This window comes from Streptomyces sp. NPDC048416, from assembly GCF_043200435.1.
In the GTDB taxonomy this organism is placed as follows: Bacteria; Actinomycetota; Actinomycetes; order Streptomycetales; family Streptomycetaceae; genus Streptomyces.
In genome coordinates this window covers 183,120-194,061 of sequence record NZ_JBICXU010000001.1, presented here as the reverse complement: position 1 = coordinate 194,061, position 10,942 = coordinate 183,120, and the positions used below count along the sequence as shown (strand labels likewise).

Annotated in this window: 12 protein-coding genes; 5 read left to right on the top strand and 7 right to left on the bottom strand. The window is 71.3% G+C overall.

All coding sequences use genetic code 11. The features are described 5' to 3' along the window. Positions 1-85: 85 nt before the first annotated feature. Entirely contained in the window at positions 86-280 is a 195-nt protein-coding gene (locus ACGFW5_RS00825; protein ID WP_393831982.1) for a DUF397 domain-containing protein, read from the bottom strand. 2 nt (positions 281-282) lie between these two features. Continuing rightward, positions 283-1,155: a helix-turn-helix domain-containing protein gene (locus tag ACGFW5_RS00820; RefSeq protein ID WP_393831981.1), complete on the bottom strand. Its 873-nt coding sequence runs from the start codon at positions 1,153-1,155 to the stop codon at positions 283-285. 221 nt (positions 1,156-1,376) lie between these two features. Here ACGFW5_RS00820 and ACGFW5_RS00815 point away from each other — a divergent pair, with 221 nt between their 5' ends. Further along, positions 1,377-1,847: an ATP-binding protein gene (locus ACGFW5_RS00815; RefSeq protein ID WP_393831980.1), complete on the top strand. Its 471-nt coding sequence runs from the start codon at positions 1,377-1,379 to the stop codon at positions 1,845-1,847. 92 nt (positions 1,848-1,939) lie between these two features. Here the strand turns inward: ACGFW5_RS00815 and ACGFW5_RS00810 are convergent, their stop codons facing one another. From ACGFW5_RS00810 to ACGFW5_RS00800, 3 genes are all read right to left on the bottom strand, one after another. Continuing rightward, entirely contained in the window at positions 1,940-2,371 is a 432-nt protein-coding gene (locus tag ACGFW5_RS00810) for a hypothetical protein (RefSeq protein ID WP_393831979.1), read from the bottom strand. Between the two features lie 190 nt (positions 2,372-2,561). Continuing rightward, positions 2,562-2,783, bottom strand: a complete 222-nt coding sequence (locus tag ACGFW5_RS00805; protein WP_393831978.1) for a hypothetical protein — start codon at positions 2,781-2,783, stop codon at positions 2,562-2,564. Further along, positions 2,780-3,061: a hypothetical protein gene (locus ACGFW5_RS00800; RefSeq protein WP_393831977.1), complete on the bottom strand. Its 282-nt coding sequence runs from the start codon at positions 3,059-3,061 to the stop codon at positions 2,780-2,782. Before ACGFW5_RS00800 ends, ACGFW5_RS00805 begins: the two co-directional genes overlap by 4 nt. 846 nt (positions 3,062-3,907) lie before the next feature. Between ACGFW5_RS00800 and ACGFW5_RS00795 the strand changes: the two genes are divergently transcribed. Then, a complete protein-coding gene (locus ACGFW5_RS00795; protein WP_393831976.1) occupies positions 3,908-5,368 on the top strand; it encodes a DUF4157 domain-containing protein in 1,461 nt (486 codons plus the stop codon). 15 nt (positions 5,369-5,383) lie between these two features. Here ACGFW5_RS00795 and ACGFW5_RS00790 read toward each other — a convergent pair whose 3' ends face one another. Both ACGFW5_RS00790 and ACGFW5_RS00785 read right to left on the bottom strand, forming a co-directional pair. Then, positions 5,384-6,055, bottom strand: coding sequence for a class I SAM-dependent methyltransferase (locus tag ACGFW5_RS00790; RefSeq protein ID WP_393831975.1), 672 nt, complete (start codon positions 6,053-6,055; stop codon positions 5,384-5,386). 617 nt (positions 6,056-6,672) lie between these two features. Next, positions 6,673-7,743 carry a mechanosensitive ion channel family protein gene (locus tag ACGFW5_RS00785; RefSeq protein ID WP_393831974.1) on the bottom strand — a complete coding sequence of 357 codons (1,071 nt, stop codon included), beginning with the start codon at positions 7,741-7,743 and terminating at the stop codon, positions 6,673-6,675. Between the two features lie 252 nt (positions 7,744-7,995). Between ACGFW5_RS00785 and ACGFW5_RS00780 the strand changes: the two genes are divergently transcribed. From ACGFW5_RS00780 to malQ, 3 genes are all read left to right on the top strand, one after another. Then, a complete protein-coding gene (locus tag ACGFW5_RS00780) occupies positions 7,996-8,532 on the top strand; it encodes an HNH endonuclease (protein ID WP_393831973.1) in 537 nt (178 codons plus the stop codon). A 137-nt stretch (positions 8,533-8,669) separates the two neighbouring features. Next, the gene (locus ACGFW5_RS00775; protein WP_393831972.1) at positions 8,670-8,840 is read left to right on the top strand and encodes a hypothetical protein; all 171 of its coding nucleotides are present in this window, start codon (positions 8,670-8,672) and stop codon (positions 8,838-8,840) included. Positions 8,841-8,844: 4 nt separating this feature from the next. Next, positions 8,845-10,881: a 4-alpha-glucanotransferase gene (gene malQ / locus ACGFW5_RS00770; RefSeq protein WP_393831971.1), complete on the top strand. Its 2,037-nt coding sequence runs from the start codon at positions 8,845-8,847 to the stop codon at positions 10,879-10,881. Positions 10,882-10,942: the final 61 nt, after the last annotated feature.

Sequence of the window (10,942 nt, the reverse complement as noted above, 5' to 3'; positions counted from 1 at the left end):
AGCGGAACTCGGTCATGGTCACGACTCCTTGCGGATGGCGTCGATAGGTGTGGCGGAGCTGTGCTGGCCCGGGCCGCGCGTGGCGCTATTGACTTGCTCGCGCCGCGCGTCCCAGCCCGGTGGTGAACGCGGCCCAGGCGGCGGGGGTGAGCCGGAGCGTGGGCCCGCCGGGGGATTTGGAGTCCTGGACGGCGACGGTGCGGGGGATGTTGAGGGCGACTGCTATGCACTCGCCTCCCGAGCTGCTGTAGCTGGACTTCCGGAAGTCGAAGGCGGTCACTTCTACAGCTCCTTGCGGATGGCGTCGATCAGCATGGTGGAGTCGTGCTGGGCCAAGCTCAGCCGAGCAGTCCGGTCGAAGAAGGTGCTGTACACGGCGCCCTCCTCCGGGTTTTCCACCCATACCGTAGTAGCGATGGTGTCCACATGGACGACGTCGACCGCCTCCGCCTCCGTGAACGAGATGATGTTGAAGGCGCCGGTTACACACGGGTGGCCCCCAGTGCGAAATGGCAGCACCTGAAGGCGCACATTCGGCAGCTTCGACACGTCGAGAAGCCGACCCAACTGAGCCCTCATGACGTCCGGCCCGCCAATGAGTTGTCGCAGCGCTGCCTCCCAGACGACGGCGTACACCTGGAGCGGCCGGTCCCCAGCCAGACGGCTCTGTCGCTTCATGCGGACCTCGACGATGCGCTCGATCTCGTCGGGGTCCTCCCATACGCCGTCGCTGACGGCAAGCGAGCGCGCATACTCGGCTGTCTGGAACAGGCCCGGAATTAGGGCGAGTTGCCAGGTCCGGACCCGGTGGGCGACATCCTCCATGGCGATGTACTCGGCGAGTGCGCCCGCGTTCGGCGAGTGCTGCCACCAGCCCTTCGCCTTGCGGCGTTCCCGGTCCAGTCGGGCCAGCTCAAGCAAGCGGGCAACTGCCTTGGGGTCGTCCAGACCGTAGAACTCGCTCAGTACCCGGATGTCGGGATCCCGCATCGGTACCCAGCCGCGCTCCATCTTCACGATCTTCGTGCCGGTCGCGCTGATGACCTGCGCAGCCTGCTGCTGCGTCTTGCCCGCACTGTCCCGGAGGCGCAGAAGCTCCCCACCGAGGCGTCGTCCCAGGACAGTTGACGTCCGATTCCCCTGATCTGCTCGCATCACGCACACAGTCTGACCCCAGCCGTCACGGTCAGTCGACCCAGGTTCACTCTCTCGGGAAGATATTCCCGATTCTGCTTGAACCCAGAGCGAAACGGCCACTACGTTGTGTGCTCAGTCGCCTACTGGGCGGCACCAAGTGACGGAAGCGCACCGGTCCGCCCCGCATGGGCACCGCCACGGCCACCGTCATCCCGACCCGCACAAGGAGGTGCGTGTCCATGGAGGAGCGCAAGCAGGTGCCGGTGTACGAGGACTGCCTCGACTACACCCCCACCGCCCGCAGCGTGAGCCTGGCCCGCCGAAGGACCGCCCGGCTGGTGACGGAGTGGGGCCGCCCCGAACTCGCCGGTGACGCCGCCCTGTTGGTCAGCGAGCTGACGACGAACGCGCTGCTGCACGGGTGCCTGCGGGACCGGCTGTTCCGGGTGCACCTCATGCTCAACGCCACCGCACTCCGTATCGAGGTCACCGACCCGCGGGGGGAATCGACCCCGAGGCCCCGCACGCCGGCGGACGACGAACAGTTCGGCCGGGGGCTGCTGCTCGTCGGGGCGCTCGCCGACCGGTGGGGGATCGAACCGCGCACGGTCGGCAAGACGGTGTACGCGGAACTCTCGATCAGGCCCGGCGCGGGCCACGCGGCCCGGGATGCGCCCGGTGCCGATGTCGGCCACTCCGCCCCGAGGTGAGACGAGCGGGGGCTCCTCCCGACGGCTGCGACGCCGTGATCACACCCGCCATACTGTGATCATCCCAACCGGTCGGCCGGGTCGGAACAGTCTCAGGGCTCCGGGATGAAGGCGGAGTCGATGCCCAACCCGGCGATGCCCTTGCGTACGGCACGGTCGAACCGTTTGATCTCTGCCACGAGAACGTCCCAGGCGACGGGTGACGTCCAGAAGTCCGGCGTGAAGACGGAGCCGACCCGCCAGCCCTCGTCGGAGTTGGCGATACGGATCAGCCCCTCCTCCGCCTGCATCGAGTCGAGCTCGAAGTCCTCATTCCCGGCAGCCGGGCTCTGGAGCCAGAGCGCCAGGTGGTACGCCAGTTCAGCCACCGGGAATCCCTCCTCGGACCACACCTCCCGCCCGTGCTCCCAGATGGACAGCTCCGCGTCGATGTCGAGGAGCAGCACCGCAAGGGGCGCCTCCTGCGGAGTGAGGCCGCGCCGGGGCAGGTCCGAGAGTCCAAAGTTCCGGCAGACGAACTGCACCGCCCGGCCTCCATGAGATCTGAGGGCAGCTGAATGCCCAGGCCACCCAAATGCGGACAACCGTACCAACTGATGTCGGGCGTCCCACCGGTCCTCCAGCCCGGCGGGGCGGTGCGGCCCGTGCCCGCCGCGCCCACAGCCGGTCTCCAAGGGCTCACCGGTGTTCAAGGACACACCGGTCTGCAAGAGCTCACGCGGACACGATGGAGGACCCGCTCGCACGGAGGGTGACCTCGCTGGGCCCGTTGAACGGGGCGAAGGACGTCACCACCTCCGGTGTCCGCAGCCCCTCGTGCTCCGCGAAGAGCCGCCGCGCCGCGTCGTACGACCCCGGCCCCATCGCGTCCTGCGACCCCGGCCCCGCCGTCACCTCCGCCGCCCGGTCGTACAGTTCCCGGATCGTGTCCGTCATCCCCTCGTCGCTCGCCGCTCCGACACCCCACACGTCCCACAGGAGCGTCTCGACCTTGTTGAGCGCCGCGAGTCGCGCATGCGGCCGCTCGGGATGGCGTGCGCGAAGAGGTCGCCCTCCTGGCGGTGGATCATCAAGTCCCTTGCGACGCGCGCCAGTTCGCCGACGTCTCGGGGGAGATCGGCGTACCGGGCGACGAGGTCGCCGGGGTCGGAGAACGGGCTCTGCGTGGCGTAGAAGGCGGCGGCTTCCGGGGCGAGTCCGGGGGTCGGTGACATGTGGATCACCGTGCCAAAATTCCCCCGGAATTGTCCACGGTTGGCGTTCTGCGTATCGGTTCGACATGTTTCGACATATGGGGTTTGGGTGCGATGTGCGCTTAATTCAGCTGCTTTGGGGCCTGTTGTCACCGCCTTCGGTGACGTGCGGGGACGATCGGCAGGGCACCCTCGCATTCAAAATCGGGTGCCGCAGCGCTGTCAGCTTTCGCAAAGCTGTCATGGGTGGGGCTTGTTCCGGCGGCGCACGCGTACGGCTGCTATTCCCGATCCCACAGCGAGAAGAACGGGAAGTGAGGCCACCCACGCCGTGGTGGCGGATGCTCCCGTCAAACTCATGATGCCGCCACCCAGTACGTAAATGAACAGAAAGCCGAAAACCAGGTTGGCCACGGGGTGGCCGCGGGTCCGATCTTCGAACTTCTCCAGGCGTCCCATCGCATTCCTCCTGTATTGCATTGGATAGGGGTACGCGTGACGGCAGGCCCCCTTGCCGAGATGGCGTAGGACGGCCGGATCTCCACGCCGCGCGAAGGCGCTCCACCGGGAGTTGAGGGTTCCCGCCGGTTCGCGGACAAATCCCGTGTCCTGGCTGCCGGTTGTGGAGGCGGGGAGTCCGGTCTGGGTCTGGTGGAACCTGGTGTCATCGGTGTGGATGCGCTCGGTCTCTCCGCGCCGCTGCTGTTGGCGTCCTTGGGCGGCGGAGAGGCGGCCCGCGCGGTCGTAGATGCGAGGTGGCTCGATCCGACCGTCTGCCGCGGGACCTGTCGGCGGCTCCATCGGCGTTGGTGCAAGGTCGGTCAGGCGATAGCGTGTTCGGTGACGGCGTTTTGAAAAGGTGATCGTGTGACTCCCAGGCACCCTCTCGGCGAATCGGACCGGCCGGACCGGTCGGACCGAAAGGCGGACGGCACCAGGCGGGCGGCCTCGCGGCAGCCCGCCGCACCGGAGCCGGGCTCACCCCTCGGCCTGCTCGGCATGCAGGCCACCGCGGGCAACGCGGCGGTCGTGCAGATGCTCCGCCGGGCCGGCCACACCTTCGTACAGGAGAAGCACCAGCACGGCGCCGGCTGCGGGCACCAGCAGACCGAGCAGACCGCGCAGCCCGCGGTGCAGCGCTCAGCCGTCCACGACGTCCTGCGCACCCCCGGGCGCCCCCTCGACGACGCCACCCGTACCGACATGGAGAGCCGGCTCGGCGCGGACTTCTCCGATGTGCGCATCCACAACGACAGCGCCGCCAAGGCGTCCGCCGCGGAGGTGGGAGCGCATGCGTACACCTCCGGCAGCCACGTCGTGGTGGGGGAGGGCGGCGCGGACAAGCACACCCTCGCCCATGAGCTCACGCACGTCATCCAGCAGCGCCAGGGCCCGGTGGCGGGGGCCGACAACGGCAGCGGACTGAAGGTGTCCGACCCGTCCGACCGGTTCGAGCGCGCCGCCGAAGCCAACGCCACACGCGTGATGCGGTCGGCGGCGGGGCCCACCGCGACGCACGGCGCGGCACCCGTGCAGCGCAGCGCGCGGGCGACCGTGAGCGCGGACGCGCCCCTGGTGCAGCGGTACGCGGAGGAGAAGGTCGGGTCGGTCACCTGGCGCATCTCCCAGTCCGGGAAGTACGCGCTGCGCGGCCCCAAGGGCAGCGACCAGTACGAGCTGTACGTACGCAGCGACGTGCCCGCGCCCCGCTACTGCGAAGAGGCCACGGGGCGGCGCAAGGCGACGATCGGCGACGCCCAGTACATCCCGTACGCGCCGCTGAAGTCCTTCCTTGAGGACTGCTCGCACTCCGCCGAAGAGGTCATGCACGCCCAGGCGTTGGAGATGGGCCAGGACGCCAGCGCGTTCAAGGGCGGCGGCCTGTTCGGCGAGAGCGACAAGAAGAACGTCGACCGGGCCCGCGAGTACGCCAAGAACCGGGCGGGCGGCGACCACGACGAAGCGCCCGACGCCGGAGAGGCCTACTCCATCATCGAGACGGAGTGGAAGGGCAAGACGCCGACCAACACCACCCGGTGGCCCTACCACGTCGCCGGTGTCGTCGCGCAGGACGGCAGCGACCGCATCACCGTCGAGCAGACCGCGGGCTCCACGGACGCCGACCCGACGGTCGGCGTGGCCGGCATCTTCGACATCTACCAGAGCGCGTCCGACATCGGGAAGGAGCTGCCGGAGAGCTTCCACGGACGCCACGGCAAGTCCTTCTCCAAGGGCGCCATCACGGTGACGCTCGTGCCGGTCAACGTGGGCGGGCTCAGCGCCGACATGGACCGGACCTCGGGCAACGACGCGCGCGCGGGCCGCTGACGGCTGCCGCGCGGTTCAGGCATCCGCCTTGCGCGCCAGCAGGTGGACCTCCTTGAACGGGCGACGGTCCGTGGGCTGGGGCTCGCGGACCATCCGGGCCACCTCCGCGAGGCCGTGCTCGCGCAGCAGCGCGGAGAGGTGGTCGGGCCACCAGCGGTAGGCGGGGGCGACCGCGTGGTCGAAGACCTGGGCGGGTTCGGACGCGCCGTCGCTCGCCGAGAAGCCGAGCAGGAGGTGGCCGCCGGGGGTCAGTACGCGCGCGAACTCCTTGACGATGACGGGGAGTTCGGGCGGCGGGGTGTGGATGACCGACCAGCGTGACAGCACCCCGGCCAGCGCGCCGTCGGCGAGGTCCAGGGCGCCCATCGTGCCGACGGTGAACTGGAGCTCCGGGTATGCCTGTTGGGCCAGCTCGACCATGGCGGGGGAAGCGTCGACACCGAACACGTCGTCCTTACGCATCCCCAACTCGGCCAGGTACGCCGTGACATGGCCGGGCCCGCACCCGAGGTCCGCGACCCGCCCGCCCCCGCCCACCCGCACGGCTTCGGCGAACACCCCCAGCGCGGCCCGGTCCAGGGGGCTGTCGCGAAGCGAGTCGCGGAAGAGCCGTGCGTAGGTGTCGGCCGCGCCGTCGTACGCCTCTCGGGTGGCGGTGAGGGGGTCGCGTGCGGTGTCTTCGGGCATGCGCCCACCGTAGCGGCCGACGGGCCTTCGGCTGCCGGCCCAGGTCGCTCCTCGCGCAGTTCCCCGCGCCCCTTGGCTACTTGGTGGGGGCCCGCGTGGGTCACCTCAGCCTGTCTGGCGTTTGAGGACGAGGGCCGTTCGGGCGCGAATGGGGTCTGGGGCGGGGCCCCAGTGACTCCGGCCTTCGGGTGCGGACCCTGCTGGCGCGCCGGGGCGGAGCCCCAGGGACCCCGCCCGCTTTCGGGTGCGGACCGTGCTGGGGCGCCCGCGCAGTTCCCCGCGCCCCTTAACTACTCGGTGCGGGCCTGCGTGGGTCACCTCAGCCTGTCCGGCGTTTGAGGACGAGGGCCGTTCAGGCGCGACCGGGTTCTGGGGCGGAGCCCCGGTGACCCCGCCGCTTTCGGGTGCGGATCGTGCGTGGCTGGGCGCGCAGTTCCTCGCGCCCCTGGGCTACTTGGTGCGGGCCTGCGTGGGCATCTTCAGCCTGTCCGGCGTTTGAGGACGAGGGCCGTTCAGGGCCGACCGGGTTCTGGGGCGGAGCCCCAGTGACTCCGCCGCTTTCGGGTGCGGACCGTGCGTGGCTGGTCGCGCAGTTCCCCGCGCCCCCGGGGGCCTCGCTACTTCGACAGGTTCGACGGATTCGGGTGGGGGATCGGGGCCGTCGCCAGGGACTGCGGGGAGGTCGGGTTGTTCAGGGCGGACGGCGCGGCGACCGAGGCCGAGGGGTCGGCCGCGGCCGCGGCCTCCGCCGGCGGCAGACCGCCGACGATGCGGATGCCCGCCGCATCCAGGGCGATCTTGATCCGCCAGCGCAGCTCCCGCTCCACGCTCAGCGCCTTACCCGGCATCGTCTTGGCCGAGACACGGACCACCATCGAGTCGAGCAGCACCTCGTCCAGACCCAGGATCTCCACCGGGCCCCACAGGCGCTCGTTCCACGGCTCGTCCTTCGCCATGGACTCCGTCGCCTCGGTGATCACCGTACGCAGCCGCTCCAGGTCCTCCGCTGCGCGGACCCGCACGTCGACCCCGGCCGTGGCCCAGCCCTGCGACAGGTTGCCGATGCGCTTGATCTCGCCGTTGCGCACGTACCAGATCTCGCCGTCCGCGCCGCGCAGCTTCGTCACGCGCAGCCCGACCTCGATCACCTCGCCCGACGCCACCCCCGCGTCGATCGAGTCACCCACGCCGTACTGGTCCTCAAGGATCATGAACACGCCGGAAAGGAAGTCCGTGACCAGGTTGCGGGCGCCGAAACCGATCGCCACGCCCGCCACGCCCGCCGAGGCGAGCAGCGGCGCCAGGTCGATGTTCAGGACGCCGAGCACCATCAGGGCGGCCGTGCCCAGGATGAGGAAGGACGCCACCGAGCGCAGGACCGAGCCGATGGCCTCCGAGCGCTGACGGCGCCGCTCCGCGTTGACGAGCAGCCCGCCGAGCGCCGTGCCCTGGACCGCCTGGGCGCTGCGGTTCATCCGGTCGATGAGCTTGGTCAGGGCCCGGCGCACCAGGACTCTGAGTACCGAGGCGATGACGATGATCAGGAGGATGCGGAATCCGACGTACAGCCAGGTAGACCAGTTCTGCTCCACCCAGCCCGCGGCCTCGGTGGCCGACTTCTGGGCGTCGTCGAGCGTCGCGGGCCTGGGCGACGGCGATCCGTCGGCCAGGACGGCGGACCAGTTCACGGCAGGAACCTCCAGCGGTGCGGTGCCGGCGAGGAGCGGCGGCGGACTCACCACACTAACGGGGCAAAAGCTGTGCTCCGTTGACGCGTTCGGGGGAGAAGGCCGCTTCGCCCGGGAAAGAAGGGGGTGTGGTCGAAAACACTCCGAGCCCGTTACCCGGACGTGGTGGCGCTTCGACCAGGCATGAGGAGAGACTGGAGAGCAGATCGTCCCGGCGCGAGCCACGCGCCGCCGGCGTAATAGGAGGCACCCGTGCCGCACGTCCTGGTCCTCAACGCGTCGTACGAGCCCCTGGGGGTCGTACCGCTCCGCCGCGCGCTCGTCCTCGTGCTCGAAAACAAGGCCGTCAGCCTTGAGGAGTCGGGCGCGTTCCTGCACAGCGCGTCCCGTGCCGTCGCCGCTCCCAGCGTCGTACGGCTCAAACGATTCGTGCGGGTCCCCTACCGGGGGCCCGTTCCACTGACCCGCCGCGCCCTGTTCGCCCGGGACGGCGGCCGCTGTATGTACTGCGGCGGCGTCGCGACCAGCGTCGACCATGTGATCCCGCGCAGCCGCGGCGGCCAGCATGCCTGGGAGAACGTCGTCGCGGCGTGCCGGCGCTGCAACCACGTCAAGGCCGACCGGCACCTTTTGGAGCTCGGCTGGCGCCTGCGCCACCAGCCCGCACCGCCCACCGGGCTCGCCTGGCGCATCATCGGCACGGGCCACCGCGACCCGCGCTGGCTGCCCTACCTCCAACCCTTCGGCGCGGACGACGCCCTGGCCCGGATCGACGGCATCTCCGCCTGACGCGACCCGGGCCTCTTCATACGCGCCGCCCACTCCCGCTCACCCGCCGACGGCGTACGCCTCGACCGACGGCGGTACGAGCTTGTGTGCGACCGCACGACTGGGGCGCCGCCCGCTGGGTAGGGCATCCTCTGTCCTTGCCGTCCATCCCTCTGGAGGCCCCCGTGGTCGCCCCCGCCCCCGAGCAGCCGCTGACCAGCGAGCCCCCCATGGCCGACGCCGAGCCCCTGATCAGCGAGCCCCCCATGGAAGTCACCCCGCTGACCAGCGAGCCGACCCCGGTGGCGGCCGTGGCCGTGGGATTCTGAGGCCATGACCCTGGCCCGGTTGGCCGCCCGGCACGGCGTGGCCACGTCGTACGCGCCCTCGCCGGACGTCACCGTCCATGTGCCGGACGCCACGGTGGTCGCCGTCCTCGCCGCGCTCGGCGTCGACGCCGCCACCCCGGACGCGCTGCTCCGGGCCCTCGCCGACGCCGAAGCGGCCGAGGCGGACCGGCTACTGCCCCCGACGCTGGTGCGCTGGGGCGATGCTCCGGGCCCCGGCCTGCCCGACGACCTCACCGTCATCGGCACCCCGATCCACCAACTCCCGCTGGGCGTCCACGAGTTGACCGTACGCCACCGGGACGGACGTACCGCGTCCGCGACGATCGTCGTCGCGCCGCCCGGTGTGCCGCAGCCCCCGGACCGCGTCCACGGCTTCCTCGTCCAGCTGTACTCGCTGCTCTCCACGCGCTCCTGGGGCATGGGCGACCTCGGTGACCTCGCCGAGCTCGCCGGCTGGGCGGGCCGCGCCATCGGATCGGGATTCGTGCAGGTCAACCCGTTGCACGCGGCCGTGCCCGGCACCCCGACCGATCCCTCGCCCTACCGGCCCTCCTCGCGCCGCTTCCCCGACCCCGTCCACCTGCGTGTCGAGGACGTCCCCGAGTACGCGTACGCCGACGCGGCCCTGCGCACCGCGCTCGACGCGACGGCCGCACGGGCGGACACGCTGCGTGAACAGGTGCTCCACAAAGGCGAGTTGATCGACCGTGACGCCGTGTGGGCCCTCAAGTGGGAGGCCCTTGAGATCCTGTACCGGGTGCCGCTGCCGCCCGGCCGGCGGGCCGCGTACTGCGACTTCCTCGCCGAGCAGGGCCAGGCACTCGAAGACCACGCCACCTGGTGCGCGCTCGCCGAACGGCACGGGCCGAATTGGCGGCAGTGGCCCGAAGGACTGCGCGACCCCCGGTCCGCCGCGACCGCCCGCGCCCGGCGCGAATGCATCGACCGGGTCGACTTCCACTCCTGGCTCGCCTGGCTGACCGACACCCAGCTCGCCGCCGCCCAGCGCGCCGCCCGCGAGGCCGGCATGCCGGTCGGTCTCGTCCACGACCTCGCCGTCGGGGTGCATCCCGACGGCGCCGACGCCTGGGCCCAGCAGGACGCCTTCGCGCCCGGCATGTCGGTCGGGGCGCCCCCGGACGCGTTCAACGCGCACGGCCAGGACTGGGGGCTGCCGCCCTGGCGCCCCGACATCCTCGCCGCCTGCGGTTACGCCCCCTACCGCGGCCTGCTCCAGGGCCTGCTGCGGCACGCGGGCGCCCTGCGCATCGACCACGTGATGGGCCTGTTCCGGCTGTGGTGGGTGCCCGAGGGGCACCCGCCCACCGACGGCACGTACGTCCACTACGACGCCGAGGCGATGCTCGCCGTGCTCGCCCTTGAGGCGCACCGCGCGGGCGCCGTCGTCCTGGGCGAGGACCTGGGGACGGTCGAGCCCGGCGTACGGGAGGCCCTGGCCGCGCGCGGGGTGCTCGGCACGTCGGTCCTCTGGTTCGAGCGCGACTGGACCGGTGACGGACGTCCGCTCGCCCCCGAAGCGTGGCGGCCGGGCTGTATGGCCACCGCCACCACCCACGACCTGCCCTCGACGGCGGCCCGCCTCACCGGCGACCACGTCCAGCTGCGCCACAGCCTCGGCCTGCTCACCAGCCCCCTGGCCCAGGAGCAGAGCGCCGCCCGCGCCGAAGTGGGCGAATGGCTCGGCCACCTCGAACGGCTCGGGCTGCTCCCCGACGCCCCCGGCGACGAGGAGGCCGAGATCAGAGCCGTCTACCGCTTCCTGCTGCGCACCCCGGCACGCATGGTCGGCGTGTGGCTGCCCGACACCGTCGGCGACCGCCGCCCGCAGAACCTGCCCGGCACCTGGGACCAGTACCCCAACTGGCGCCTCCCGGTGGCCGGCCCCGACGCCCGCCCCCTCACCCTGGAACACCTCACGGCCTCGCCCCGGCTGCACGCGCTGATGCGGATCTTCCCGCGCCGGGGCACGGATGCGGCGGGCTCCGGCCCGCTGCCCTGACGTCGGGTTCTGCCGTACGGGCCGTGCACACGGGCCCCGTACGGCACCCCCGGACGCGCGG

What these genes read in the sequence shown, in the direction of transcription:
- ACGFW5_RS00790 (WP_393831975.1), bottom strand. Translation starts at nt 6,055, where the DNA reads ATGCCCGAAGACACCGCACGCGACCCCCTCACCGCCACCCGAGAGGCG.
- ACGFW5_RS00805 (WP_393831978.1), bottom strand. Translation starts at nt 2,783, where the DNA reads ATGACGGACACGATCCGGGAACTGTACGACCGGGCGGCGGAGGTGACG.
- ACGFW5_RS00820 (WP_393831981.1), bottom strand. Translation starts at nt 1,155, where the DNA reads ATGCGAGCAGATCAGGGGAATCGGACGTCAACTGTCCTGGGACGACGC.
- ACGFW5_RS00815 (WP_393831980.1), top strand. Translation starts at nt 1,377, where the DNA reads ATGGAGGAGCGCAAGCAGGTGCCGGTGTACGAGGACTGCCTCGACTAC.
- ACGFW5_RS00800 (WP_393831977.1), bottom strand. Translation starts at nt 3,061, where the DNA reads ATGTCACCGACCCCCGGACTCGCCCCGGAAGCCGCCGCCTTCTACGCC.
- malQ (WP_393831971.1), top strand. Translation starts at nt 8,845, where the DNA reads ATGACCCTGGCCCGGTTGGCCGCCCGGCACGGCGTGGCCACGTCGTAC.